This window comes from Frankia nepalensis (assembly GCF_016786325.1).
In the GTDB taxonomy this organism is placed as follows: domain Bacteria; phylum Actinomycetota; class Actinomycetes; order Frankiales; family Frankiaceae; genus Pseudofrankia; species Pseudofrankia nepalensis.
The window spans coordinates 1,267-27,817 of record NZ_JADWYU010000195.1; the positions used below are offsets into that span (position 1 = coordinate 1,267).

General features: G+C 70.8%; 16 protein-coding genes and 1 tRNA gene. 9 read left to right on the plus strand and 8 right to left on the minus strand.

Annotation, left to right across the window (positions count from 1 at the left end):
• Positions 1-393: 393 nt before the first annotated feature.
• Positions 394-1,818 carry an amidase gene (locus I6A81_RS29445; protein ID WP_202998937.1) on the minus strand — a complete coding sequence of 475 codons (1,425 nt, stop codon included), beginning with the start codon at positions 1,816-1,818 and terminating at the stop codon, positions 394-396.
• Between the two features lie 437 nt (positions 1,819-2,255).
• Here I6A81_RS29445 and I6A81_RS29450 point away from each other — a divergent pair, with 437 nt between their 5' ends.
• From I6A81_RS29450 to I6A81_RS29465, 4 genes are all read left to right on the plus strand, one after another.
• A complete protein-coding gene (locus tag I6A81_RS29450; protein ID WP_202998938.1) occupies positions 2,256-2,960 on the plus strand; it encodes a hypothetical protein in 705 nt (234 codons plus the stop codon).
• Positions 2,961-3,139: 179 nt separating this feature from the next.
• Positions 3,140-4,576, plus strand: coding sequence for a PP2C family protein-serine/threonine phosphatase (locus tag I6A81_RS29455; RefSeq protein WP_202998939.1), 1,437 nt, complete (start codon positions 3,140-3,142; stop codon positions 4,574-4,576).
• A gap of 885 nt (positions 4,577-5,461) precedes the next feature.
• Positions 5,462-7,198: a carboxylesterase/lipase family protein gene (locus I6A81_RS29460; RefSeq protein ID WP_307874999.1), complete on the plus strand. Its 1,737-nt coding sequence runs from the start codon at positions 5,462-5,464 to the stop codon at positions 7,196-7,198.
• 155 nt (positions 7,199-7,353) lie between these two features.
• Complete coding sequence (locus I6A81_RS29465; RefSeq protein ID WP_238428062.1) at positions 7,354-8,049, plus strand: hypothetical protein; 696 nt, start codon at positions 7,354-7,356, stop codon at positions 8,047-8,049.
• A 77-nt stretch (positions 8,050-8,126) separates the two neighbouring features.
• On the opposite strand, the gene I6A81_RS29470 is transcribed toward I6A81_RS29465, so the two are convergent.
• The gene (locus I6A81_RS29470; RefSeq protein WP_202998944.1) at positions 8,127-8,519 is read right to left on the minus strand and encodes a winged helix-turn-helix transcriptional regulator; all 393 of its coding nucleotides are present in this window, start codon (positions 8,517-8,519) and stop codon (positions 8,127-8,129) included.
• A 169-nt stretch (positions 8,520-8,688) separates the two neighbouring features.
• Between I6A81_RS29470 and I6A81_RS29475 the strand changes: the two genes are divergently transcribed.
• On the plus strand, positions 8,689-9,585 hold the full coding sequence (locus I6A81_RS29475; protein WP_202998945.1) for a zinc-binding dehydrogenase: 897 nt from the start codon (positions 8,689-8,691) through the stop codon (positions 9,583-9,585).
• A 497-nt stretch (positions 9,586-10,082) separates the two neighbouring features.
• Positions 10,083-11,297, plus strand: a complete 1,215-nt coding sequence (locus tag I6A81_RS29480) for an FG-GAP repeat domain-containing protein (RefSeq protein ID WP_202998946.1) — start codon at positions 10,083-10,085, stop codon at positions 11,295-11,297.
• A gap of 726 nt (positions 11,298-12,023) precedes the next feature.
• Here the strand turns inward: I6A81_RS29480 and I6A81_RS29485 are convergent.
• Positions 12,024-12,920: a hypothetical protein gene (locus tag I6A81_RS29485; RefSeq protein WP_202998947.1), complete on the minus strand. Its 897-nt coding sequence runs from the start codon at positions 12,918-12,920 to the stop codon at positions 12,024-12,026.
• A 441-nt stretch (positions 12,921-13,361) separates the two neighbouring features.
• On the opposite strand from I6A81_RS29485, the gene I6A81_RS29490 reads away from it, so the two are divergent.
• Positions 13,362-14,573 carry an adenylate/guanylate cyclase domain-containing protein gene (locus I6A81_RS29490; RefSeq protein ID WP_202998948.1) on the plus strand — a complete coding sequence of 404 codons (1,212 nt, stop codon included), beginning with the start codon at positions 13,362-13,364 and terminating at the stop codon, positions 14,571-14,573.
• Between the two features lie 228 nt (positions 14,574-14,801).
• A complete protein-coding gene (locus I6A81_RS29495) occupies positions 14,802-15,455 on the plus strand; it encodes an NYN domain-containing protein (protein ID WP_203030467.1) in 654 nt (217 codons plus the stop codon).
• A 1-nt stretch (position 15,456) separates the two neighbouring features.
• On the opposite strand, the gene I6A81_RS29500 is transcribed toward I6A81_RS29495, so the two are convergent.
• Both I6A81_RS29500 and I6A81_RS29505 read right to left on the minus strand, forming a co-directional pair.
• Complete coding sequence (locus I6A81_RS29500) at positions 15,457-17,025, minus strand: ATP-binding protein (protein WP_203030465.1); 1,569 nt, start codon at positions 17,023-17,025, stop codon at positions 15,457-15,459.
• The gene (locus tag I6A81_RS29505; protein WP_202998954.1) at positions 17,016-21,509 is read right to left on the minus strand and encodes a tetratricopeptide repeat protein; all 4,494 of its coding nucleotides are present in this window, start codon (positions 21,507-21,509) and stop codon (positions 17,016-17,018) included. Before I6A81_RS29505 ends, I6A81_RS29500 begins: the two co-directional genes overlap by 10 nt.
• Before the next feature lie 304 nt (positions 21,510-21,813).
• Here I6A81_RS29505 and I6A81_RS29510 point away from each other — a divergent pair, with 304 nt between their 5' ends.
• Positions 21,814-23,343 carry a toll/interleukin-1 receptor domain-containing protein gene (locus I6A81_RS29510; RefSeq protein WP_202998956.1) on the plus strand — a complete coding sequence of 510 codons (1,530 nt, stop codon included), beginning with the start codon at positions 21,814-21,816 and terminating at the stop codon, positions 23,341-23,343.
• Positions 23,344-23,794: 451 nt separating this feature from the next.
• Here I6A81_RS29510 and I6A81_RS29515 read toward each other — a convergent pair.
• From I6A81_RS29515 to I6A81_RS29525, 3 genes are all read right to left on the minus strand, one after another.
• Positions 23,795-23,867: transfer RNA gene (locus tag I6A81_RS29515), tRNA-Glu, on the minus strand.
• Positions 23,868-24,044: 177 nt separating this feature from the next.
• The gene (locus tag I6A81_RS29520; protein WP_202998958.1) at positions 24,045-25,346 is read right to left on the minus strand and encodes a sugar ABC transporter permease; all 1,302 of its coding nucleotides are present in this window, start codon (positions 25,344-25,346) and stop codon (positions 24,045-24,047) included.
• Entirely contained in the window at positions 25,343-26,317 is a 975-nt protein-coding gene (locus tag I6A81_RS29525; RefSeq protein WP_202998960.1) for an ATP-binding cassette domain-containing protein, read from the minus strand. Before I6A81_RS29525 ends, I6A81_RS29520 begins: the two co-directional genes overlap by 4 nt.
• Between the last annotated feature and the right edge of the window lie 234 nt (positions 26,318-26,551).

The window sequence follows — 26,551 nt, forward strand, 5'->3', positions numbered from 1 at the left end:
GGGGGGGGCGGCTTGTTTATAAACCCCCCCCCCCCCCCCCGCCCCCGCGGGCGCCCACGCCCGCGATGGCCGCCCATGCCGGTCCCCCCGACGGCACCAGCACCAGCGGCGGTGGCGAAGCGACCGGCCCGCCCGGCAGCCGCTTCGTCCCAAGGCCCACCATGGCTCTCCCCAAGATCAGACAACGAGTTCTACTCAGTCCGAGTAAATCTCAACCAGAGTAGCTCTCAACCAGAGAAATTCTTAAGTTGAGAACAACTTAGGTCGCGATCGTCCACCTGGCAAGACCTGTCGGCTACGCGACACCGGCCACCGTGGGGACGCCCCAGGACGGGACGCCTCCCATGGGGAGGCGTGCGCCGGGCCCGCTCGACGACGGCCAGGCGGCGCCCGTCAGGCGGCCGACGACGCGGCGTCGGCGCGCCAGCCGGGGCGGCGCTCGTACCAGCGCTGCGCGCGTTCCAGCTGCCCCGCCAACGAGATCAGCAGGCTCTCGCTGTTCGCCGGCCCCATCAGCTGCGCGCCCATCGGCAGGCCCGCGGGCGTCAGGCCGGCCGGCACGTTGACCGCCGGCCAGCCGAGCACGTTCCACGGCCAGGTGAATGGGCAGGCGGCGACGATCGCCTGGTCGGTCTCCCAGCTCGTCGCCCGGTTGAGCTCGCCGACCCGCGGCGGCGGCACCGCCGTCGTTGGAGCCAGCAGCACATCCACGGAACGGAAGATCCGCCCGATCCGCCACCGGGAGGCCGGCTCGGCGGCCCTCGAGGCGAGCAGCAGCGGGCGCAGCATCCGGCCGGTGCGGGCGTTCGCCTGCGTGCGGACGTCGAGCAGCTCCGGGTCGGGCACCCGGTGAGCCCAGTCGTCGATCGCCTCGAGCGACCGGGGCAGGAAGATGACGCCGAGCAGGCCGTAGGCGGGCTCGGCCGGGACGACCTCGTGCCCGAGCTCCGCGAGCGCCGCGCCGGTGCGCTCCACCGCGGCGCGCATCATCGGGTCGAGCCGCGCGGGCATCCCGCTGTAGGGCACCTTCACCGACAGCCCGATCCGCAGCCGGCGCGGCTCGCGGGCGGCGGCGGCCAGGAACGGCTCCTCGGGCAGCGGGGGGCGGTCCCGGTCGACCGGCGCGCTGCCCGACAGGACGTCGAGCAGCAGGGCCGCGTCGGCGACCGTCAGCGCCAGCGGGCCGAACGTCGTGAGCCCGTTGAACTGCTCGGCGACCGGCGCGCTGGAGATCCGCCCGCGCTGCGGCTTGATCCCGACGAGGTTGGTCCAGGCGGCCGGGATCCGTACCGAGCCCGCGCCGTCCGAGCCGACCGCGGCGGCGACCAGGCCAGCGGCGACCGCGGCCGCCGCGCCGCCGGAGGAGCCGCCCGGGGTGTGGTCCAGGTTCCAGGGGTTGCGGGTGACCCCGAACGCCGGGCCCTCGGTGAACGGCCACTGGCCGAACTCCGGGGTGTTGGTCTTCCCGACGATCACCGCCCCGGCGGACTTGAGCTTGCGGACCATCTCGCTGTCGGTCGCCTGGGGCGGGAAGTCGCCACGCGCGCCGAACGCCGTCGGCTCGCCCGCGAGGTCCGTGTCGTCCTTGATCGCTATGGGGACTCCGAGCAGCGGCAGCCGCTCACCCGCCCCCAGCCGCCGGTCCGCCTCGTCCGCCTCGGCGAGCGCCGCCTCCGGGCGCAGCCGCCGGAACGCGTTGAGGGTGGACTGCGTCGCCTGAATCCGATCGAGCGCGGCGCCGACCAGCTCACGAGAGGACACATGCCCGGCGGCGAGCACCGCGGCCTGGCCACGCAGGCCCAGCAGGTCGTCCGGCACCCCGACCTCCCCTCCGGCATGACGGTGGCGTCGCGGCCCGCCGACGAGCGGCGGGACCGCGGCTCATCCGTCCGGCCGGCCCCGGCGACGGAAGCCCGAAGCGGCCGACCAGGAAACCGTAACCGACCCCGGCCGCCCGCCCCCCGCCTTCGCCCGAAACGCGCTGGTCAGCGGAGCTGATGGGGGGACACGGCCGCCCACGGGCACCGCGCGCGGCGGCGCCCCCGCCGGGCGCGCGGGCGCCGGGCGGCCCACCGTCGGTCCGGGCCCGGCGGTCTTCCAGTCGTCTCCTGGCCACAGGGGTGTCCATCGCGGGAACATCAGCGGACTATCTCGTTAGCACCACGGGTACCCACTGAATGCCGCATTTTTCCGGCCACGGCCAACCTGCCCCGTTCGCGTGGACGTGACCGCATCGAGCACCAGGGAGGAACGAGGTGACCGACCGAGACCACACGTCTGACGTCGCCGGTAGCCCGTCAACCAGCGACGCCGACTACGCATACCCTTCGTCGCCAGCCGCCGACGCGGGACCCGGCTCCGCCGACACGCCGGACGCCAGCCCCAACGGTCAGGCGAACGGGCACCACGATGACACGGCCGGCGTCCTCGCCGGCGCGCGCCAGCGGGTCGCCCCCACAGTCGCGACCGTGCGCGAGAAGGTCGCGCCCACCGTGGAAAGCGCCCGCGAGAAGGTCGCCCCCGCGGTCGCGACGGCGCGGGAGAAGGTCGCCCCCGCCGTGGAGACCGCCCGAGAGAAGGTCGCCCCCGCGGTCACGACCGCGCGGGAGAAGGTCACCCCGCAGGTCCACGCCGCCACGGAGCGCACCAAGGCTGTCGCGGGAAAGACCGCGGAGACCGTCCGCGAGAAGGCAGCCGCCAACCCGCGGCTGGCCGCGGCGACGGAGCGCACGGTCGCGGCCCGCGACCGTGCCGTCGAGCGGATGCGCCACCAGGCCGGCGAGCACCCGTGGGTGGCCGCCGCCGCGGAGCGCACGGCCGCGACCAGTACGAAGACCGCCCGCGAGGTGACCCAGCAGGCTCACCATCACCCGACCGCGGCCCGCGGCGCGGGCGCGGCCCTCGGCGCCGTGGCCACCGCCCTCTGGCTGCGTCGCCGTCGCCGCGCCAAGCGGGGATGACCGGCCGCGCCGCTGATCCGTCTGATCCGCCGTGGGCGACGTCCCGGCCGGCGGATCAGCGGCGCGCGGGGGGTTGAGTTCCGGCTCGCGTTGGAGGTTCGCCGCCGCGAGGCCGAGATCGGCGGAAGGAATCCGGTAGTACCCGCCCGAGGCGGGCAGGCGGACGGCGAGAATGCCTCATGCCCTGGAAGCCGGACCGGGCGCTGATGCTCGGTCTTGCCGTACTCGTCTGCGCCGTTGGCGTCGGTCTGCTGGCCGACGTCGCCCTCGCCGGATACTTCGGACTGTCCGCGCTGCTCGTCTCGGGCGCCCGCGGGCCTCGCCGGACGGGAGCGATGGGCGCGGTCGCCCTGCTCGCCGCGGTGCTCTCCGGACTCTGGGACGACAGGTTCGGCGAGCCCCCGCACCTGGCCGCGATCGGGCTGGTCGCCGCCCAGTCCGCGGTGGCGGTCTGGATCGCCGTGCACCGCTCCCGGCGGGAGCTCGAGCTGCGCAGCCGGGAGTCCGAACTGCGCAGCCGGGAGTCCGAGCTGCGCCAGGTGCGGGCGATCGCCGACGTCGCCCAGCGGGCGCTGCTGCCCGCCGTGCCCGCGACCATCGACGGCGCCCGCTTCGCCGCCCGCTACCTCTCGGCCGCGGAGGAGGCCACGGTCGGCGGGGACCTGTACGAGGTGGTCGCCACGACGCACACCACCCGAGTGATCATCGGCGACGTCCGCGGCAAGGGCCTGCCCGCGGTGCGGCTGGCCTCGGTCGTCCTCGGCGCGTTCCGGGAGGCGGCGGTGACCTGGCTGGAACCGGAGCAGGTCGCCGCGGCCTGCGCGCGGGCCGTCAACCGGGAGGCGGACGTCGAGGACTTCGTCACCGCGCTGCTGGTCGACATCCACCCGGACGGCCGGCTCAGCCTCTGCTCGGCCGGGCACCACCCGCCGGTGCTCCTGCCGGGGCGGGCCGGCGACCACCCGGACCACCCGGGTCTCGCGGACCTCCCGGACCCGCTGGACCACCCGGACCCGCTGGGCCGCCCAGCGGGCCTGGGAGGCGGTCCGCGAGACCCGGACGGAGACGACCCGACCGCCGGCGGGCCGGTACGGCTGAAGTCACCGAGCCCGCCGTTCGGCCTCGCCGAACGGTTCACGCCGTCCGCGGCCCGCTGGGACGTCGGCGACCGGCTGCTGCTGTTCACCGACGGGCTGATCGAGGCCCGCTCGCCCGGCGGGGAGTTCTTCCCGCTGGAGCAGCACCTCGACGTTCTGCTGGGCGGCTCTCCCGAGCAGGCGCTCGACCGGCTGACCGAACGGGTCACCGCCCACGCCGGCGGCCACCTGCGCGACGACCTCGCGATGCTGCTCATCGAGCGTCTGCCGCTGGCTGTCGAGCCGACGGTGCCGCGTCAGCTCTCGCCCGGCGTGCTCGCCGACGAACGGCGAGCGACGGGCGGCTCCGGCGAATCACCGGTAGTCCGTCTCGGGCCGGGCGACGAGCCGGGCACGACCGACGGCGGCGACGAGCCGGGCACGACGGACGGCAACGGCGGGGTCGACGAGGACGCCCGCGGGCCGGCTCCCTCCGGATGGCGCCGCCTGCGCGCCGGACGCGCCCACCGAGCCCCCTGAGCCCCCTGAGCCCGCTGGAGGGGAACCTCGTGACCGGTGAGCGGGGCGGCCCCGACGAGCGGCTGGTCATGACCTGTGGGGCGTTCGACCATGATCCCAGACGCCGTGGTGCCGAAAACCTTCCCCTCTGGCACCACAGCCCATGGACCGATCCCAGGACCGGCCCCGTCCGGCACGAAAGCCGACAAAGTTCTCCTAGGACGCTTCCCGTGCGCAGATCATGGCCCCGATCCCCGATCCCCGACCGCCGACCGCCGATCCCCGACCGCCGACCGCCGACCGCCGACCGCCGACCGGCGACCCGCGTACGCAACCGGCGATCTTCGCCCCGTCCCGGCCCGGTCTCCTCGGTAGATCACCAGATCTGTGCGAAGTCCGGCGGCAAAACGGACAGAAACCGCCGAAGGGCGCACACATGTGACGATCAAGGGAACTGGCCGGCTCCCCACCGGCCAGTGATCCTCGGATGTGTACGTTGTTCGGCGGTCGAGCCGCGCCAGCAAGATCCATGAGAAGGGATCCTGGCCCGCCGAGCCACTGAGCCCGTTTCATCGGCCAGGGCGGCGCTGACGGCCACTCACGCTCGTCATCGTCCGAAGGCGGTGCCTGGACCTCGTTGACGAGCACTAATGGGGCTCCGACTAGGGTCGATGCACAAAGTTCCGATGTCGCGCCGTATGGCGTCCTTGGTTCGGTACGTCCTCTGACGCTGCCTTCGGCCACCTGGGCGCCCGACGGACTGCTTTGGCCAAAGAAGGGGCCGACGATGAGCGCAATCCTGGCCCCGACGCCATCGCCGGTCCCCTGAGGCCGACCGCCACGATGCCCGTCCGTCAGCCCGGAGCCGCGTCGCGCCCCCATCTCGTGCCGGCGATCCTGACCCACGTGCCCAGCCAACTCGGCCAGCCCGGCCGGTCCGGCCGGTCCGGCCGGCGCGCGCGGCCGCGGCGGCCTCGCGACGGGCGGCTGGCCCGCATCGTCGCGGCGCTGGTGGCGCTGGTCGTCGTCGCGGGCGGTACGGCCGCCTGCTCGTTCGCCGACGGCTCGGGCTCCTCGTCCCAGCCAGCGGCGTCCGCCACTCCGGTCCCTGCGGGGGTGACGTTCAGCGCGGACCCGAACGCCCAGCCGCCCGTGGTCACCACCACCGGCGGCGAGATCAGCGGCGTCCGCGAGGGCAGGGTCGATCACTACCGCGGCATTCCGTTCGCGGCGCCGCCGGTAGGGGCGCTGCGCTGGGCCGCGCCCCAGCCACCGGCGCCGTGGTCGGGAACCCGCGACGGCGGCGAGGCCGGCGCGGCCTGTACCCAGATCGGCACGCTAGGCACGCAGACCGGCGAGGACTGTCTGTACCTCTCGGTGACCCGGCCGGCGGGCGCGCCAGCGACGGCCCGGCTGCCGGTGGTCTTCTGGATCCATGGGGGCGCGTTCGTCGGCGGCTCCGGCGACGCGGTCGATCCGGACGCGATGGCCACGGACGGGCCCGCCATCGTCGTCACGACGAACTATCGCCTCGGAGCACTCGGATACCTCGTGCTCCCGTCGTTGATCCAGGGAGGCGGCGGCGACGCCGGCAACTACGCCACCCAGGACCTGATTGCCGCGTTGCGGTGGGTACAGGGCAACGCGGCCGCGTTCGGTGGCGACCCCACGAAGGTCACGATCATGGGCGAATCGGCCGGCTCGATCAATGTGTGCGCGCTACTCGCCGCGCCGGCCGCCAAAGGCCTGTACCAGCGGGCGATCATGCAGAGCGGCCCGTGCACCTGGAAGCTGCCAACTCTGGTGAGCGCCGCCCAGACCGGCCTGAACCTGGCCAACCGGCTTGGCTGCGTCGACCCGGCGACCGCCGAGTTCTGTCTGCGGTTCAAGCCCGCGGAAGAAATCATGGCCGCGGCCACGGTCGACGGTGAGATCTTCAACGCGTTCCCGTTCTCGCCCGCCGTCGGCGGCAAGACGTTGCCGCTCACCCCCACGCAGGCCCTGTGGAACGGGCAACTGGCCGACGTGCCGCTGCTGATGGGCACCATCCAGGACGAGGGACGGCCGTTCACGGCCTACTGGCGCGCCTTCGGCCCGATCACCGATCTCGGGGTCGACGGCATGATCCGCGACCGCTTCCCCGACCGCGCGGACCGGGTGCTCGCCGCCTACCCGGCCAGCCAGATACCCGCCCGCGAACGACTGTCAATGATCATCACAGACTCGATGTTCACCTGCCAGGCGACCACGTTCGCGCAGCTGACCGCCGCGATCGCCCAGAGGCCGACCTATCTGTACGAGTTCGACATCCCGGACTATCCGTCCGTGTCGCCCGAGTTCGGGGCAGGCGCGACACATGGCTGGGATATCAACTACCTGTTCCCCCCTGCGACGGGGTCCACGCTGTCCACCCCCGCCCGGCAGGCCCTCTCGAAGACGATGATCGACTATTGGGTCCGGTTCGCGGCCACCGGCGATCCCAACGGGTCAGGTGAGAACGGCGGTACCAACTCGCCCGCGAACTGGCCGAGGTTCGACGCCAAGGCGGTCCATTCGGGCAACGACCGGCTGCTGCTCACCCCGCAGCGGGTAGCGCCCGTCTCCGGCACCTGGTCAAGGCACCACTGCGACGTCTGGAGCTGACCGAACACCCGACGCCGGGCCCGTGGCCCTCGTCGTTTCGCGCGGATGGCACGTTCGCCCGAGTCGCTTGCGCCCACCCGGGTGATCGGTACCGTAAGCCCGAGGCACCGAGTGGGGGTGGGATGGGCGAGGCCACGGTGACAGGAGCGGCCGCGATGGGCTTTCGGCCCAGCGAATGCGCCTTCCGGTTCACGAACAGTTTCCCGCGCCAGCCGGTCCTCCGGGCCCGGGTGATGGGCCTGGGCAGCGGCATCCCGATCGGTGACGCGAGCCGCGGCCTGTGCGGTGGAATGGTCTTCGCGGTGCGCGACCTGTTCGAAGCCGGCCGCAAGCCGCCGTCCGACGCCACGCATCCGCCGCCCGGCTCGCCGCTTTATCGATACCTCGTCCGCCGGCTGTTCCAGAGCTGGGACCTCCCGCGCGGCGTGCTGCGCTACTACGAGCTGCAGCGCGCCCCGGACACCGACGTCGTCCGGAAGCTGCGCCGGCGCGACGGTCTCGGTCGGATCACGCTCGTCGACGAATGGCCCCGGGTCCGGCTGGAGCTGGACTCGGGCCGCCTCGCTCCGCTCGGCATCATCGCGGCCCGCTCCAGGGACCCGAGGAAGCTCGGCCTGAACCACCAGGTTCTCGCCTACGCCTACGAGCTGCGCGGAAGCACGATCACCGTGCGTGTCTACGACCCGAACACGCCACTGCACCGAGCCGACGACGTAGAGATCACTTTTGATACCGCCGACCCGGCCGGTCCTGTCTCCTTCACCCACAACATCGCCATCGGCGGCCGGCCGGTCCGCGGCTTCTTCCACTCCGCCTACCGCTGGTCCGACCCCAGCCCCATCCCCGCCTAGGGGACGACCCGGTCGAGCCGGCAAAAGGATCTCGGGGCCTGTCATCCGCCGGAGCCGATCCGCGGGCGACGCCGAGGTCAGGCGTGATTCCGGTCGTAGGCGGCTCGCGCGGCGTCGACCTCGGGCATGTGGACCTCCGCCCACTCCTTGAGGCGGCAGATCGTTTCCAGGAGGGACTGGCCCAGCGGCGTGAGCTCGTAGTCGACGCGGACCGGCACCGAGGGGGTCACCGCGCGGGTCAGCAGGCCGTCTCGCTCGAGGCCCCGCAGGGTCTGAGTCAGCATCTTCTGGCTCACTCCGGCGATCCGCGCGGACAGCTCGGAATAGCGCATCCGGCCCCCCAGGCCGAGCGCCACGATCACGAGGCTCGCCCACTTGTCGCCGATCGTGTCGAGCAGCCGGCGGCTGGGGCAGGAGGCGGCGAACGCGTCGAACCGGGCCGCCGGCCCGTCGGCGGTGGTCACATCCATGACTTACCTCCGGGTGCCTACACCACTTCAAAGTGCCTACTTCCCAGTAGAGAGTAAGCCACCGATGGTTGTGCATTGCGGCCAGTCACACATTGCCGCCAATCACGGATCGCGGCCAGCCACGCATCGCGGCCGGTCGCGCATCGCGGCCATCGGAAGGAGATTCGTCATGACACTCGCGCTCGTGTCCAAGCCCGGCACCTCCGCGCCCACCCTCGAGGAGGTGCCACCGCCTCCGTTGGGACCCGGCGACCTGCGGGTCCGCGTCACGGCGGCATCGGTCGATCTCATCGACGTCCTCATCGCCGCCGGACCGGTCCGGACGATCTTCGGACTCACCGGCACGGTCGGCGTGGGCTGCTCACTCACCGGCGTCGTCACCGAGACCGGTCCCGACGTCACGGGATTCTCGGTTGGCGACCCGGTCGCCGCCATACACCGCGACTTCGCCGCCGCGGCTCGCGGGCACGCCGAGGAGACCGTGGTGCCGGCGGCGGCCGCCGCGCCGCTGCCGAACGGCCTCGATCCGGTCGACGCGGCCTCCGTCCCGCTCAACGCCTTGACCGCGGCGCAGCTGCTGGACCGGCTCGGCCCCGCCGAGGAGCGGACCCTGCTGGTCACCGGCGCCGCCGGCTCCGTGGGCGGGTACGCCGTCGCGCTGGCGGCCCACGCCGGCTGGGCCGTGACCGGGCTGGCGCGCGAGTCCGACCGCGACTTCGTCCTGCGAGCCGGCGCCCGCGACCTCGTCACCGAGCTGCCGGGGCCGTCGTTCGACGCCGTTCTCGACGGCGCCGTCCTGCACACGGCGGCCCTCGCCGCCCTCCGCGACGGCGGGGCGTTCGTCGGCGTGCCGCAGCCGTCTCCGCCGACCCCCGAGCGCGACATCAAGATTGACATCGTGAGCGTCGAACCCGACGGCGCGCGGCTCGCTGCGCTGCTCACCCTCGCGGCCACCGGCGTCCTGGAGCTACGGGTCGCCGGCCGGGTGCCGCTGGCCGAGGCGGCGACCGCGTACGACAAGGTCGCCGGCGGCGGCCAGCGCGGCCGGTGGCTGCTGGTGCCCTGACCCACGGCGCTTCCCTTGGATCGTGTTTCGCGGTCCCGGTCCGCGTCGACCGGCCCGGAAAGATCCGTGGGAAGGGCCTCAATACCGCCGACCACCCCGGTGCCGCCGAGCGGCCGGAAGTCGCGGCGGCCGACGACGCGCGCACCGCGCCCGGAAGTCCCGAGCGCGTTCGATCACTCAAGGTGACGACAGGGAGTGTCGCTACGGCCGTCGGGGAGATCGCTGGGTCACCATCAGGCCGAAGTCCGGCCCGGAAACGACGCGATGAGCGAAATCCCGACCCACGGCGGCTCAGGCCCACGCCTGCCCTGATCCTCGGCTACCCCCTCGTCCTCGTCCCGGCGGTGGCGGTGACCGGCGTCGGCGAGCGCGATCGCGGCCGACGCGGCGGGCACCTGAACAAGCGGCGGGACGCGGGACACGCGGCCGGGCACCGAGACAGGAGACCGGATGGGCGCGTTCAGACCATGGGGCCGGGCCTCGACGCGGCGGCGCGCATGAGCCCGCGGACCGGTGGCAGGCGTGGCGCCGCCGGGCTGCTCGCGGCGGTCTCGCTGGCGCTGCCCGCGCTGGTCGTCGTGCCCGGAACCGCGCGGGCGGCCGCGCTCTTTGCCCCTCCGATCACCTACATCACCGGATCGGGCCCGGCCGACGTGGCGGTGGGCGATCTGACGGGCGACGGCAACGACAGCCTGGCGGTCGCCAATCTCGGCCACGGAACGGTCTCGGTGCTGCTCGGTAACGGTGATGGCACGTTCGCGCCCGCGGTGCCCTACCCCGCCGGGCCTGGCCCGGCCGCGGTGCGCATCGGTGACCTGCGCGGAAACGGCGTCTCCGATCTGGTCGTGGCGAACCAGTTCGGCGCCACGGTGTCCGTGCTGCTGGGCAACGGCGACGGCACCTTCCAACCCCCACGGCCCTATCCCGCCGGATGGGGTCCGTCCGCGTTGGCGGTGGCCGACCTCACCGAGGACGGCGCCGCCGACGTGGCCGTCGCCAACCAGTACGACGGCACGGTCACGGTGCTGCCGAGCAACGGCGACGGCACCCTTCAACCCCCACGGCCCTACCTCACCGGGCCGAGCCCGTCGGCGAAGGACATCGGCGACTTCAACGGCAACGGCGCCCTCGACCTGGTCGTCGCCAACACCGGGGACGGCACGGTGTCGGTGCTGCCGGGCAACGGCGACGGCACCTTCCAGCCCGCGCGCCCCTATCTCGCCGGACCGGGCCCGTCCGACGTGGCGGCGAAGGACCTCAACGGTGACGACCTCGCCGACGTGGCCGTCGCCGATGCCGGGGACGACACGGTCGCGGTCCTGCTGGGCAACGGCGACGGCACGCTCCAGCCCCCGCGGCCCTACCTCACCGGAGCCGGCCCCTCGGCCGTGACCGCGGGAGACTTCAACGGCGACGACGCCCCCGACCTGGCCGCCGGCAACACCGGGAGCGCCACGGTCGCGGTCCTGCTGGGCAACGGTGATGGCACCTTCCAACCCGGGGTTCCCTACCTCACCGGCCCTGGTCCCGCCGCCGTGACCGCGAGCGACCTCGACGGCGACAACCTCGACGACCTGGTGGTCGCCAACCAGTTCGACGGCACGGTCACGGTGCTGCTGAACACGGGAGACAGCGCCGCCCAGGCCGCCGGTCCCGCCCAGGCCGCCGGGGCGGCCGCCGCCGGGAACCCGGGCGGGTGCTCTGGTTCATGATCCAAGACCGGCCGCGCCGTCCACACGCCACCATCGCCGGGTTTGCCCGGCCGTACGGTCACCTACTCGGTCTCCGGTCTGAACGCCGTTCGCTGTCGCGGGCCTCAATCTGGCTACCTGCTGGCATTCCGGACCTCGGGTGGAAGCGGCATCCCGGTCGAACCGGCAAAGCAACCAACACTGCTGTCGGTACCCCCACGGAAAACATCGCAGAACCGTGCAGGAACGACCAGCAGTTCCACATCCGGCCGGCTCGTCATCGAGAGCGGTTTTGAGCTTCCCGCGCGGGAGGCGCTCGATGACCACACCCGGCAACCGACCCGCCAGGAGCGCCGACGACAGGAAGGGGAACTCGGCCGCGCAGGACGCGACCGTGATCATGGTGCTGGTCATAGGACTCAGCTTCCTGTTCCGCTTCGGCAACCCCTGGGCCCTGGGAGTCCAACTCTGCGTCCCCGCCTACGTCACCCCGCTTAATAGTCGCCCCCGCGGGCTACCTGTCCGTCATCGGCCTCCCGCTCGGCATCCGCCACCTGGCACTCGGCGGCGCGACCACGCAGCGAATGCGGCCAGCATGGCAACTCCTGGTGTTCACCGGCTTCGTCATGTTGGCGCTGAACATTGCGGAGCCTCTCAACGAACGGAACTACAGCAAAGCCGCCTTCGACGCCGCCGGGTCCCTCCTACTAGGAGTCTCCGGCGGCGGTCTGGACGCACGCCCGGGTGCTACGCCGCCACTTCACGGGGCCCCAGGTCTGCGAGCAGACGCTTCGCGAGACGCCGAACGGCAAGATCATCGTCGCGCAGCGACGCCCAGGCGGCAGGGACCGGCTCGCCGTCCAGCCACGCGTCGACCGCCGCGCGCAGGGCATCAGCCAGGCCGAGGCCCGCCTTCAGCTCCCGCAGCATGCCCACGAGGATCATGTGGGCGCCGTCGGTCAGGTCCAGCTCGTCGTCCCACCCGTCACGGGCCACCGCAGGGACGTCGTGCTCCGGCAGCGGACAGCAGGTCTGCGTGGTCAGCGGACCGAGCAGGCACTCGTAGAGCCATTGCGCCCCCGCGAACGCCCGCACACCGGCGAGACAGGATTCGATGTCGCGCCGTAGCTCCCGCTGTGCCCGCCGCGACCCAACGACGCGGCCCGCGCCGTCCCACGCGTTCTTGCGGTCCGTGAGCGCGTCGACGGGCCACTGGCCGCCGCTCACGCCCGGCGTTCCGACGTACCCCAGCAGGAACCGGAAGACGGCCGTCAGCCACGGATCCTCGAAGTAAGCGGCAATCCGCCCTACAGTTCCGTCCTTGCGGGTCGGCTTGGCCACCGCGCCGCGGTCCTTGCGCCCGGAGCGCCTGAGATCTGCCAGGGTGGACCGGGCGACCGTGGTCAGGTAGGCGGCGTAGTTCGAGAAGTTGTCGCCGACCTCGGGGAACCGGACGTGCATCGCCGCATGGGCCCGGATCCACACATCCATGCACAGGTCGACACACCCGGTGCTCTCACAGGTCGCCCAGGCCCCACCTGGCGGCTGGGCCGCCGCGAGCGGCCCGCGGCCGGCGCACACCCCGGCGCCCTGCGCGGCGTGCAGCGCGTCGCGCGCCTGGCGGATCACGCGCCAGACCAGCATGGTGCTCTCCGTCAGGCAGGCCGACGACTGGCAGAAGGATGATGTAGCCGGCGGCACCACGCAGAGATGTTGAGCAGCAGACACGACGCTCTCCGTTCACGGAAACCCATCGATGTATGGGGCTAGGCCCAAGACGGGCCTGCGCGTCCTGCGCTTCGCGCAGCAATGAGCACATAGGGCTCGGTGTCGCTACCTGCTGCCGCACGTGCCGATCAAATCCGCATCGGCGGCCACCCACGTGGAGGACCAAACCATGTGCGGCACGTGCAACTGTTCCGCATCGTGTCGGACGCCGCGCTGTGCTGTCAAGAGAGTGCGACCTGCGGACGGGGCAGCCCCTGGACGGCGGCGGCTGTCCGTTAGTGGGTGACGAGGGCGCCCCGCCCCACCATCACCAGCAGCTGGCCGCCGGCACGGGCGGTCTTGGGGAAAGGACAAGCCATGGTCACCCAGCTTCGCGAAGCCTTCGCTGACCCGCAGTCCCGAGAGGCTCGAACCCTGCTGTACATCTCTCAGGTCGAGTCGACGTCGGCGAAGGAGCGGCAGCCCGAGGCTGGGTGGCTGCCCGCCCTGGGCTGGTGCTACGACACGGTGACCGCGATCGCGATGGCCGCCGACGAGAGCGCGGAGATCAAATACCTGGGCGACGCCATCATGATCTCGTTCGACAGCGACCACGCCACCGACGCAGTGAACGTGGCGATCCAGGTCCAGGAGGCGATCAATGACGCCCACCAGGGCCGCACTGGAGCGAAGGGCACGATCGACTTCAGCTGCAGCACCGGGATCAGCACTGGCTCCGTGGTCTCGTTCGTCACGCCGACCGGCAGCCGGGACTTCGTCGGCACCGTCGTCGACAAGGCCAGAGGGCTGTGCGAGGCGGCCTCGCCCAAGGCGGTCTTCGTCGATCGGGCGACGGCCTCGGCCGCGAACGTGATGCGGATCCGCAGCAGGATCGGTGATGCGCTGGGTCGTGCGCCGGAGCAGTACCAGGGCGACGTTCAGCGCGCGCCGCTGAAGGGTTTCGACCAGCCCGTCGAGTACTACGAGATCCTCTGGGACCAGCAGCTGTATGGGTTCAAGTCGGAGGCGGTGACCCGCAGCACCGACCGGATGCGCACCGCCGCCGCGCCGGTCGCGGCCGGTCCGACCGGTGGCCGGGTCTTCGGCGCCCAACCGGGTGACCGGGGCCACAGTGCGCCCGAAGAGCGGCACGTCGGCGAGGTGACCTGCTGGCGGCGGGAGTCGAACTTCGGATTCGTGCGGGACAAGCGCACCGGCGAGGACTTCTACTTCCGTTCGAATCATCTTGTCTACCCGGAGGACGCGGGATCGAGCCTCAACGTCGGCGCCACCGTCGCGTTCGTGGCTTCCGGCACTGGCGATACCGCCCGTAAGCGCCAGGCCGTGGCGATGCTGGTGGTGGGTGACTACGCGGAGGGCACGCTGAAGCTTCCGGACGCCAAGGCACACGGCTGGCTGCGCGTCCAGGACGGCCTCGGCAACGGCCACCACGTGTTCACCCCGCGCCGTGCGGTCGAACGCTATGCGCCGGGCACGCTGCTGAGCTTCAAGGTGGGGACCAACGACCGCGGTGGCCTCGCCGAGGAGATCGAGTTGCCGGACGAGGAGGACACGGCGAAGGCGGCGTAAGCCCGACCCGGCCGGCCGGCGCCCGCTGCACGGGCGTCGGCCGGCGCTCCGCCCGGAGATCGAGGAAATCGGGACACCGCTGTTGAGTCCGAAGGTTCGATCGTCTATACTGTGGTTGCCCCCGCCGCTAGCGCCAGACCTGGGAAATCCAGACCTTATGGCCACCGGCGGGGTTTTTAATGTCATCACTGTCGGAAGGTGTACGGGGACGTGCCGACGGGATCTTTGGTGCTGGTAGATGGGTGGAATCACTATCTAGCCGCGATGCGGTGTTTCGGTTACAAGATGGCTGTCCAGTTTCCCATCGATCGGCTGGCCGCCAGCCTGACCACGCAGACCAAGGCCGAGGCCGTCATCGACGTTGCCGTGGTCATGGCCTTGCCTAACCGGCACGACCCAGCCGAGCAGCCGGAGTTCTGGACCTGGCGCAGCAGGCTCAACCGCCTCCACAACTATGGCGTCCGACACGAGAAGGCACGCTTCCGCTACGAGTCCCTGAAATGTTCGGCCTGCGAACATGAACTGGCCCGCGTGGTGGAGTGCGAGCGCTGTGCAACGCCCCATCCACTGGCTGGTCGTCGCAAGGAGAAGGGCGCCGATATCAAAATCGCCGCGCTCGCGCTGGACGGTGCCTGGCTGGCGAGCTACTCCACGTTGATCCTGCTTTCGCAGGACTCGGACTTCGGCCCGCTGGTCCAGCAGCTCAAGGAGGTCCACCGGCGGCAGGATCGTTGGTACGACCTGTACTCGGCCTACCCGGTCTGCTCCCAGGCTGGCCACGAACACCGGTCGGTACCAGGAACGAAGCCTCTCGAGATCACGGAAGAGGACTACGCCATGCTGGCCAGCCGCCCGCTGCGGGACCCCCGAGCGGCCGGGTAGGTCACCGCAACGCTGGACGTGGGCGGCCCGCCGCCGGGATGGAAAGCCATTCCAGGATCTCTCGGCACGCCGTCCGGAAATCCTCCATCTCCCGTGGGGTCTTCGCCGCTCGGCGGTTGTGCGCCATCGGCGTGCGGACGCTGGCCACCAACTCGATGCGCTCGGCCCACTCCGGGAGCTCGCGGCCGAAGAACGGCTCCACGTAAACCCAATGCAGCGTCATGATCTCCAACAGTTCTTTCGGGAAGGCCCACTCCAGGAACGTGTCGCCGGCCGCCGGCTCGCCGAGCCCGACGCGGGCCTGCTTCCGCCGCTTCTCACATTCGGCGCCGATGCGTGGCTGAGCCTCGCTCACCCTGATTTCCCAGTCGTCGCCGTAGGCCGCACGTAACGCGTCGGCCAGCGCGTCGCGCAGGCCGGTCTCGGTTTTCTGCCACAGCGGCCAGTCATCCACCTTCCGCTCCAGCAGGGTCAGGTACCGTTGAAACGTCTCCGAGAAAGCAGCCCAGCCCGACGAAGTTCTACGGATGAGCCCTTCCTTTTCCAGCCGGTCCGCGTCCGCCGGCCCGACGGTCACGCGGGGCCCGAAGAGCACCTCCAACAGCGTGTTCAGCCGGCCCTCGTCCCGCAGCAACTCCAGCATCTGCTCGTGGTGGTGCACGGTCACCGACGCGCAGGCGCGCTCGGCCGCGCTGAAAAGGGCATCCAGCTCAGCGGGCTCCGGTGAGTGGTCCGCGAGAGTGTCGTGCAGCTGGGACAACCAGGCGGACGCAAGGAATGGCTGGCCGCCCGTCTCCCGCGACAGCCACGCGAACGCCGCCGCGCGAAATTCTTCGCTCTCGTGCGGAGACCGCGCGATCAGCGCCGTGAGCTCTGTCGGCCGGAAACAGCCTGGCTGGACCGGTACCCCGAAGATCTGGTGCAGGTTGGAGACCTCCGGCGTCGAACGCACGATGATGTCCCCGATCTCGCGCCGCGACGTCACGATCAGAGCGACACGGGTCTTGTCGTCGTAGGCGATCGTGCGCAGCAGCTCGAACGGCGCTGCGCGGCGGAAGAGCTTGCCCGCGGCGTCAAACTCGTCGAGCACCGCGACCACCTGGTAGCCGCAGTAGCGGACCTCGCGAAGGTATTCGCCCAGGTAGATGGCCAGGTCGTCCCATTCCACGACGCCGTCAAGCCGATCGAAGCTCGGCTTGACACGGTCGGCATCCGCCTCGGCGTTTCGCTCCAGCCAGCGCTGGACGCTGCGCGCGAGCTCGCGGAACAGGGACTGTTCGGTTTCCCGCCCCATGACCGTGATCCACAGCGGCAGGAAGGTCAACCCGCGCGGGTTGCGCCCCACGGCATACCGGTCCAGCAGCTCGCGCGCCAAGCTCGACTTGCCAACCCGCGGCGGTCCGACGATCGAGCTGGACGCCGAGCCGTAGGACTGGAAGACCCGGCTGCGGATCGACCGGATCTGGTCCGTCCGACCGACGAAGTCCGGGCCCGTCACCTGGTTTCCGTACGAGGCATACGGGTTCGTCATGACGATGCTGTCGTCCCCGGTCATGTCGGTCAGCTCCACTGGTGCTGCAGCCATTCGCTGAACAGGCCGACCTGGAGGCGGAATCGGTTGCTGGACAGCCGGGTCACCACCTCCCGGTTCGCCAGGTCGGCGAGCACCCGGTCAGCCTGGGGATGTGAGGTCTGGTCAGCCTCGTGGTACATCTTGGAGCCGGAGTCCTTCCGGGTGGCCCGCAGCACCTCCATCACCAGCTCGTCGCTGATGTCGGTCACCTCGGCGTCGCCGGGCGTCAGCAGGTTGTCGAACTCTTTGATCGGCAGGTTACGGACGAGGCCGTCCGCGACGGCGTCGACGTCGGCCGGACCGATCGCCGGCGCCCGCACGTCCTCGGAGTTCATGTGGTTGACGAGCGCATGGCAGAACAGCTGGATGTAGTAGGCGCTGTGGCCGGTCAACTGGAGAACGCGAGTGTCCGCGTCACCGCGGTAGCGCGAGCCGCCGTCGGGCTGCAGGATCGGGTCCCGGATCAGTTCCAGGGCTGACGTCGGGTCCAGATAGGAGACCCGCTCCCGCTTGATGACCTGGAACTCGTTCGGGAACTCCTCGATGAACCGCGGCATGAGGTCGTTACCGACCAGCGCGCAGCGGAAGTGGCCCCGATCGAGGATCGCCTTCCAGCCTTTCATGAAGTCAGGCGGCACGTTGCCGGTGCGGATCCACTTGTGCAGCAGGCTAAACTCGTCTAGCAGCAGCACGAGGCGGCTGTGGGCGAACGGCGCCGTACGCCGCATCCAGACCTCGACCAGCTCGCGCATGTACTCATTGAACCGCTGCTGCGGCGCGATGCGGATCTGGTCCAGATCTGGCCGTGGCGGCGCGCTGACACCATGTTCTTCGGCCAGTATCCGCAACCGGAACTGGAAGGCGTCGGCGATGCCGTGCAGGAAGTCAGCCAGCGAGCGGTTGGCGGTCATGTTGCCGACGCTGTCGGTAAGCCACCCGCAGTCGTAGCTGGCTGCCACATGGGGCAGCTCGATCGCGTTCTGCAGGTGGTAGAGCACAGACGACTTCCCAGCCCGCTTCTGGCCGTACATGACCACGCTGCCGTGCCCGCTGCCGGTGACCGTGGCCAGCACGTCGGCGATCAGCCGGCCCCGGCCCTTGAACATCTCCGGGTCCTCGACCTTGACGCCGGCGATGTACGGGTTGGGAATCTCACGCCACTCCTCGTCCGCGTGCAGGCGGATCGACTTCGCGTCCACGGCGGCGGTCTTCTGCTCACCCGAGCGCAGGGTAAAGCTGACCTCACAGGCAAGCGTCATCAGCTCCTGCTCGACCGCCCGCCGGCTCGCGACCAGCTTGATCTGACAGGTCTTCGACTCGTCAGCGGCGATGGACGCGGCGACGGGAACAGGCTGGGGCTCGGACTCGTAGTCATCACTCGGCAGGACGGTGAGCGCGACGTTGCTGACCGGGCTCGCGTCGGGCGAGTGGTTCGACACCCGTAGCTGCACGTTGACCTTCGCGCCGTCCGGCAGGTAGCGGTCGACGACCAGCTCTACCTTGAGGTTCTCCGGCGCGGCGGCGGTGTCGTAGGCGTCGAAGTGCTCAGTGAGGTTCTTCTCCAGCGCGGTCAGATACGGGTGGAGATATTGCAGCGAGAAGACGGTCGGCGCCTTCTCGATCTCGTATCGATGCTCCTGGATCGTATGAGTGACGCTGCCGGCGAGCCGCTCCCGCTCGACATACTTGATCGGGGCCGCGTACTGACGCAACTGGTCGACCACCTTGGCGCAGTTCTTGAGCCGGTTGACGTCCGTCAGCGGGGCGTAGCCGTCCATCTGTTTGGCGATCACGTCGAGCGCCCGGGTGTGCCGGTCGATCGCGGTCAGCACCGGGACGCCGGCCAGCACACTCAGATCGCGGTAGGACTCCTGCCTGGCGCGGTCCTGTTGGGCGGCGGCGCCCCAGGCCCGGGTGAAGGTCTCCTGGTTCTCGACGGGCATCGGCGTGAGCAGGTATTTCTGCAACGCGGTCTGAAACAGCTCACGGGTGTCCCGGTCCGCCCAGATCCGCCCGATCAGCCGAGTCTTGATCTTCCCGACCGTCGGAAGGAGCGTGCTGAGGACCGGGATGGCTAGCTGCTTGGTGGCCATCACGCTCTGCAGGAGCGGTTCCAGGTGCAGCAGCTTCCCGCTTTCCAGCAGCTGGTCGTCGCCTCGGACGAACGACCGGACCAGCTGGCGCAGCTTGACGTCGACTAGTTCGCCCCACTCCGGCCTGACGTTAATCGCTTCCAGGTAGTAGGTACGGATAACATCTGCGTGCTGCGCCTCCACCACGCAGTGGTCACCCATCGCGGCGGCGAAGTTCTGCAGCCGTGACCGGAACCGGCCGTCGGTGATACCGAGGTCCTGCAGAATTCGCGCGGCCGACAGGTTGTAGTCGGCCCGCTCTCGCGGGATCTTCGTGCCCGACCGGCCACCGGGCCCCTGCAGCATGTTGTCCAGGTGCCTGATGTCGTTCAGCGTGACATTGTTGGAGCGGACCTTGTCCGGCGGGACGCCGCGGTACTCGCAGCGCTCCAGATGAAACAGCAGCAGCGGGCTGAGGCCGCCGCTCTCCGCGGCCTCCTCCTGCGCGGTTGCCTCGACCTTCGAGAACATGCCGGTCGCGATGACGTGATCCAGCTGGTAGATGAGCTCGGTGACGGCCGGCTGGTCGGGGTTGCGCCGCAGCTCGGCGGCGAGAAACTCCTTCGCCTCGTCGTGCCGGTAGGTCTTGGTGAGCGCTCTGTTGATGCGCCGCACCAGCACCAGCCGCTCGTCCGGCGGCGAGGCCTCGGACAGCATCTCGTGCAGCACGTCCAGCGCCTCGCTCCACCGCCCGGCGTGCTCCAGGATGGTGCTGCGGGTCTGTAGCCAGTCCCGCAGTTCCTGGCGTGTCGTGAACCGCGAGCGGTAGCGCTCCAGGACGGTGAGCGCGGTTGCGCGGCTCTGCTGCTTGTTGCCGAGCACCAGGGCGATCTTCCGGACGTCCATGGCGGACAGCGCGTCGTCCTCGGCCATCGCGGCGAGGGTGCGCAGCACACCGTCGGTGTCGCCCCGCCGCGCCGCGGCCTCCGCCCGGGACATCAACAAGCTGGGGTGCATGGTCAGGTCGCGCTTGTGCGGCGAGATGCTGACAGGCGCGATCGTCGCCGGGCTCGGGGACGGCACCGTGTGCGCGGTCCGGGCACCCGTGACCCGGCGCTGCAGGTCCCATGTGATCGGATACCCGGGTGCCAGCGCCTGCAGCCGTTTGAGGGCCGACTCGGCCGAGGCGAGGTCTCTGCGGGCCAGGAAGCCACGAATCTCGTCGGCGATCACGGCGACGTCCGGATCCTCGACGCCCGACCGGGCCTCCGGCGGCCTGGACGGCATAGCAAGCGGCGTGGCGGGAGCCGCCGCAGGTACGCCATCCGCCGCCATCATTGCTGTATCCGGCCTTGGCGGCAGGTTAGGAGTGGCCGCACCGGTGCCGTCGGAAGCCCCGTGAACGATCACGGCACCGCCAGCGACGGCGTCAGCGGCGATCATGAATGCCGCCGCGTCCAGGCTCGGCAGATTCCATTGATCGGCCGGGAAGCCCGCCAGCTTCGAGCGATCCGCGCATAGCAGCCCGCTGACCAGGACCGCGAGCCTCGCCTCGGTGGCTGGCCACCGGGCTGCCGTACGCACGAGGCCCGCGAGCTCGGCGGCTCCCTCGCCCTGGACGGCGACCAGCGCCGTCAGCGCCCGCAGCGCGACGTCGTCGGGAGCGGTGCCCTCGTGAACGCAGCCAGCCAGGGTCGCGGGCGCGAGCTCGCGCTCACCCGCCAGCCGCTGGGCCATGGCGAGGTCGCGGCAGGACGGGCCGTCCTCGAGCACGTCGGCGGCATCGGCGAACAGGTCCAGCGCGCGTTCACGCTCGCCGAGCGGCCAGGCCAGCTGGGCGGCTGTCCGGAGCAGCTCCGGCGCGTCATACTGGTCGGCGATCGCCTCCAGGCGCGTGATGCAGTCGAGAACGCGGTCGGCATCGCGCATCTTGAGCGCGTACTGATAGCGGTTACGCACGACGTCCAGCTCGCTGATGAGCCGGAGGTGTATGGCCTCGTCACGGCCGGCGGGGGTCTCGAAGGCCGGGATGGAGACGTCCAGGGAGGTTCTGGCGGCCGCCGCCCGAAGCTCTGCGAGCGCGGTTTCGAGCGCCACCGGCAGATCGGGCGGTGTGATCGAGGCCGGGGGTGGTGCGGCTGGGGCTGGAGGCAGCGATGGCCAAGCGACCGGGGCTGTGTCGGCCGTGACCGGGGCTGCCGTCAAGGGCACCGGGCTTTCGCGACTCGGAGCCAGTTCCGCGGCCGGCCGCAGGTCGCGGCGTTGGACCATCTCGATGGCCTCCGCGACGAGAATGATCTCGCCGTCCACGGCGTCAATCACCAGGCATTCGTCGTCGATCTCGCGCAGGACGCCTTCTATAGATGACCCCGCGTCGAGCCGGACGACGATCGTGCTGCCTATCGGCACTCGCGCCTTGATGGGCCCTAGTCGCATCCCCGTTGCACCCCGGTCTACCTCAGCCGGGTCGTCGGGGGCTCCGACCCGTGTTCTCGTTCCTACGCCCGTGCCACGGCGTCAGCCCGCGCCCCGTCGCGGACTCGTCCAGGCCCGTCAAGAGTCCAGCCGAAAGGCGGGTCCCGTTGGTCCCGGGCCGGCTAGAAAGAGTATGACCCACTAGACCGGGCGCGACCGCACAGCCCGCCGACACGGCGGGGCGAGGCCGAGCCAGGGGAACTGAGGGAGTCACGGATCGCCCTGCGAAGATGCCCTCATGGCTGCGGAGACGGGCCCTCCCGCGGGCGAGAGCTGGGATTTCTTCCTCTCTTATGCGCACGCCGACCGCGGCTGGGCTGAATGGGTAGCCTGGCAGCTGGAGAGCGGCGGGTACCGGGTGCTGGTCCCGGCCTGGGACGCCGTCGCCGGCTCCAACTGGTTCTTCCAGATGGACCGAGGCCTCGAGGTGGCCGGCAGGACCGTCGCGCTGCTGTCGCACGCATACCTCCAGTCGGTCTACGGAAAGCAGGAATGGCAGTCCGCGCGGGCCGCGGACCCGATGGGCCTCGCCCGGCGGCTGCTTCCCGTTCGGGTCGAGGACTGCCCCAGGCCCGGCCTGCTCAGCACCGTCGTGAGCATCGACCTGTTCGGCCTGGCCGCGCAGGACGCTCACCAGGCCCTGATGAACGGGGTCCGCGGCGCGCTAGAGGGCCGCGGCAAACCGGCCACGGAACCCGGTTTCCCGGGGCATGCCGCGACGGCGCCAGTTGCGTCGCCTCGACCGGCCAACTCGGGCGCCCTGGCCGCGGCGGCAGGCGGCGCAGCTCGGGCGCGACACCCGCTGGGCGTGACCAACGCGCGCGGCGGGGAGGTGCGGGCCGCCGCGTGGCGCGCCGACGGCCAGCTACTCACGACCGGCGGCCTCGACGGTGCCACACGCCTGTGGGACGTGACCGACCCGGCGACGCCACTGGAAGTTGGCGAGAGGCTCCGCGGCCACACCGCCGCCGTCTGCCTGGCCGCCTTCTCGCCGGACGGACAGACATTGATCACGGGAGCGGTCGACCACACTCTTGCGACGTGGGCCGTCGCCGCACCGTCCGCGCCTCGGCTCATCAGCCGGACGGCACTGGGCAGTGGGAGGCTCGAGGCCCGCTCAATGGCTCTGTCGCCCGACGGAGTCATTCTGGCCGCCGCGGGGTCGGACCAGGTCGCGCGGCTGTGGGACCTGACCGTGCCCAAGAAGCCTCGCCAGCTGGCGGCACTCACCGGACACACCGCAGCGGTCTGGTCGGTGGCATTCTCGGCCGACGGCCGGACGCTCGCCACGGTCAGCGGGCCACGACTTCGACTCTGGGCCGTCGAGGATCCGAGTCGCGTCGTCGGCGAGGCGGGCGCGCCCGGTGGCGCGGACCTCTGCTCGGTCACGTTCGCGTCCAACGGGCTGGTAGCGGCCGGAAGTTTCGACCGTTCCGTCTACGTGTGGGACACGGCCGACCCGACTCGGCCTCGACCGGTCGAGCCTGGGCTCCCTTCCCATCTGGCCGTCGTCTGGTCACTCGCGTTCTCACCCGACGGCCGGACGCTCGTGGCCACCGATAGCAAGTTGGCCCGGTTCTGGGACATCTCCGAGCCGTCCCGGCCTGAGGAGATCGGCGAGCTTCTCAGCGAACACGGGAGGCGCGTCACCTGCCTGGCATTCGCCGCTCGTGGAAATCTTCTCGCCACCGGCGCGGAGGACGGAATCGCTCGCTTGTGGCAGCCGCCGGACGATTCCGTGACCTTCACGTCGCCGGGCCAGAGATGATCTCCTTACCGCTGCTCGTCGTCGCACCGCTCGTCAGGGGCCAGCCCCGGAAGATGCAGAACACCGCCGGCTGGCGATCCGCGCTACGCCGCACGTGGCACGGTAGTCGTGAACCGCCTCATGGCACGCCGACAGGCGAAAAGTCACGCAATGGCCACTCGCGGCAGCAGGCGACTGTCCTGATGCCTGGATCGGGGCCGCGGCCCCGAGAGGTTCATCCGCGATGCCAGATTCGGCGCCGGCATGAGGCAACGCCGCCGACGGCGGACATACGGCGCTACGACCCCGAGAGCACCAAAATTGCACGGACAGTGCGACTACACTGGGTAGCCGCCGGCCACAGCCGACCAGCCTGTGCACGTTAAGTGACCAAAGCTGTCACCAGGTGAGGACTCATCTCACCTCACCCACCCAAGGGCAACAACTAGTTGCCAGGCATCAACCTTACGTGTGCCCCCAACGGGATTCGAACCCGTGCTACCGCCTTGAAAGGGCGACGTCCTGGGCCGCTAGACGATGGGGGCGGAAGATCCAGAGTGATCGCCGACTCGGTCGGGACCACCTGGAACTCCGGGCAAGCATAGGGGACGACCAGTTCAACCGCCAAACGCCTTTCGCTGACTCATGGCCCTGGGGTGGGGAGGCCGGCCCCCGACGCCAGAGACGCCGGGAGCCGGAGGCCGGAGGTCAGACGCCGGGGATCAGATGCGGCCGGTGGAGGCGGCGCGCTTGCGGCTGAGGGCGTCGACGCTAGCGGCCAGGGCGAGGACGCAACCGGTGACGATGAACTTGACGCCGGCGCTGTAGCCCATCAGGCCCATGCCGTTGTCGATGACGGCGACCACCGCGCCACCGAGAACGGCGTCGATGATCCGGCCCTTGCCACCGAAGAGGCTGGTCCCGCCGATGACGGCCGCGCCGACCGCGTACAGCAGGGTGTTGCTGCCGCCAGCGTTCGGGTCGACCGACGTCGCTCGGGACGCGGCGATGATTCCGCCGACCGCCGCCATCGACGAACAGATCACGAAGCAGGAGATCCGGATACTGACGACGTTGATGCCGGCCCGCCGAGCCGCCTCCGCGTTGCCGCCGACCGCGTAGATGTGCCGACCGTACGAGGTGCGGTTGAGCACGTACGTCCCGATCACCACCAGCACGAGGATGACGGGGACAACGATCGGCACCCCCTTCAGCGAGACGATCGCGGTGCGCGAGCGCTCCAGGTTGAGCACGTAGACCGCGAAGCCCGCGAGCACCGCCAGGGCACCGGTGCGCAGGGCGACGACCGAGATCGGGTCGGCCGTCAGGCCGCTGCGGCGGCGGTTGACGCTGCGCATCAACTGGCTCGCGCCGAACCCGAGCACCAGTACCGCGAACAGGATCCAGCCGCCGTAGACCGGCAGGTTCTTGTTCGCGATCGCGACGATCGTCTCGTCCCTGATCGAGACGTTCCCACCCTGGCCGATGATCAGCAGCACGGCACCCTGGAACGCAAGGAACGCGGCCAAGGTCACCACGAATGACGGTATCCCGACCCGGGCGACCAGGAAGCCGAGTACCAAACCGATGACAATGCCCGTACCCACCGCGGCGAGCATGGCCACCCACCAGGGCTGGCCATGCTCGGCGATCAGCGTCGCCATGACCGCGGCGCACACGCCGGAGGCGAAGCCGGCGGACAGGTCGATCTCGCCCAGCAGCAGGACGAAGACCAGGCCCATCGCGATCGCGGTGACGGCCGCGCCCTGCGTGAACAGGTTGGCGAAGTTGATGGCCGACAGGAACCGCTCACGCATGATCGCGAAAGCGACACACAGGACCAGGAGGCCGAGGATGGCGGGCAACGCTCCCATGTCGCCGCCGCGGATCCGGGCGACGAAGTCGCGGCCGTAGTCCAACAGGCCCGGCGGGGCACCCGCCGGCGCGACGGCCGGGCCGGCGGCCGTCTTGACGGGCGTGACGGGCTCCGGCTGAGCGGGTGTCGCGACCTCGGTGGCGCTCATGCCGCTCCTCCCTTCGTCGTGGCGGCCGCCGCCTCGGACCCCGCCGCCTCGGACCCCGCCGCCTCGGACCCCTGGGCCGCGCCCGGGGCCCCCTCACCCGGGGCACCCGCGTCCGTGACGTTCTTCGTGATGTTCACCGTCGCCCCGGCCGCCCCGGCCGCCCCGGCCGCTACGGCCGCTACGGCCGCTACGGCCGTCCCGTTGCCCTGGGCATCCCGCGCGGCGCCTCCACTGGTGATCATCTGGATCACGTCGGGGATGGTGACGTCGGCCGCGCGCACGTCGGCCGCGACCTGGCCGAGGTAGAGCGCGCAGATCCGGTCGGAGACCTGCATCACGTCGCGCATGTTGTGCGAGATCAGGACCACGGCGAGGCCCGAGTCGGCGAGCCGGCGGACCAGGTCGAGCACCTGCGCGGTCTGCGCGACGCCCAGCGCGGCGGTCGGCTCGTCGAGGATGACGACGGCGCTGTTCCAGAGCACGGCCTTGGCGATCGCCACCGTCTGCCGTTGCCCGCCGGACAGGCTGGAGACCCGCTGGCGCAGCGAGGTGACCGTCCGGACCGAGAGCCCGGCCAGCGTCTTCGCGGCCGCCTTCTCCATCGACGCCTCGTCGAGGGCGAAGCGGCCGCGCCGCTCCCGCCCCAGGAACATGTTCTGGACGATGTCCAGGTTGTCGCACAGCGCCAGGTCCTGGTAGACGATCTCGATGCCGAGCGCGCCGGCGTCCTTCGGGTTCCGGACGGAGACCGGCTTGCCGTGGAAGTAGTAGTCGCCGGTATCTAGCGGATGGATCCCACCGATGCATTTGATCAGCGTCGACTTGCCCGCGCCGTTGTCACCGACCAGCGCGGTGACCTCTCCGGCGTTGGCGGCGAAGTCAACGTCGTGCAGCACGTGCACCGCGCCGAAGCTCTTGTTGACTCCGCGCAGCTCGAGGACGGGCGTCCCCAGCGGTGGATCGTCGGTCATGTCACTCCTCGACAGGCGCGGTGAGGCTTTTCCGTCGTCCTCGCGGAAAGGGCCCGGAGCTTCAGCTCTCGTGTGAGACGGAAAAGGCGCGTGGAGCGGCCGGTGACGGCACGCGTCCGAGGGAACGGGTTCAGATCGGAAGGTGAGCCGGATTACCGGCTGAGGGAGCGGGCGGCCCGGCGACGGGACAGCGCGGCGGGCGGCCCGGCTGACGGGCCGGGCCATCAAGGGCGC

What these genes read in the sequence shown, in the direction of transcription:
- I6A81_RS29485 (WP_202998947.1), bottom strand. Translation starts at nt 12,920, where the DNA reads ATGCTGGTCTGGCGCGTGATCCGCCAGGCGCGCGACGCGCTGCACGCC.
- I6A81_RS29510 (WP_202998956.1), top strand. Translation starts at nt 21,814, where the DNA reads ATGGCTGCGGAGACGGGCCCTCCCGCGGGCGAGAGCTGGGATTTCTTC.
- I6A81_RS29490 (WP_202998948.1), top strand. Translation starts at nt 13,362, where the DNA reads ATGGTCACCCAGCTTCGCGAAGCCTTCGCTGACCCGCAGTCCCGAGAG.
- I6A81_RS29520 (WP_202998958.1), bottom strand. Translation starts at nt 25,346, where the DNA reads ATGAGCGCCACCGAGGTCGCGACACCCGCTCAGCCGGAGCCCGTCACG.
- I6A81_RS29480 (WP_202998946.1), top strand. Translation starts at nt 10,083, where the DNA reads ATGAGCCCGCGGACCGGTGGCAGGCGTGGCGCCGCCGGGCTGCTCGCG.
- I6A81_RS29455 (WP_202998939.1), top strand. Translation starts at nt 3,140, where the DNA reads ATGCCCTGGAAGCCGGACCGGGCGCTGATGCTCGGTCTTGCCGTACTC.
- I6A81_RS29470 (WP_202998944.1), bottom strand. Translation starts at nt 8,519, where the DNA reads ATGGATGTGACCACCGCCGACGGGCCGGCGGCCCGGTTCGACGCGTTC.
- I6A81_RS29465 (WP_238428062.1), top strand. Translation starts at nt 7,354, where the DNA reads ATGGGCTTTCGGCCCAGCGAATGCGCCTTCCGGTTCACGAACAGTTTC.
- I6A81_RS29525 (WP_202998960.1), bottom strand. Translation starts at nt 26,317, where the DNA reads ATGACCGACGATCCACCGCTGGGGACGCCCGTCCTCGAGCTGCGCGGA.
- I6A81_RS29475 (WP_202998945.1), top strand. Translation starts at nt 8,689, where the DNA reads ATGACACTCGCGCTCGTGTCCAAGCCCGGCACCTCCGCGCCCACCCTC.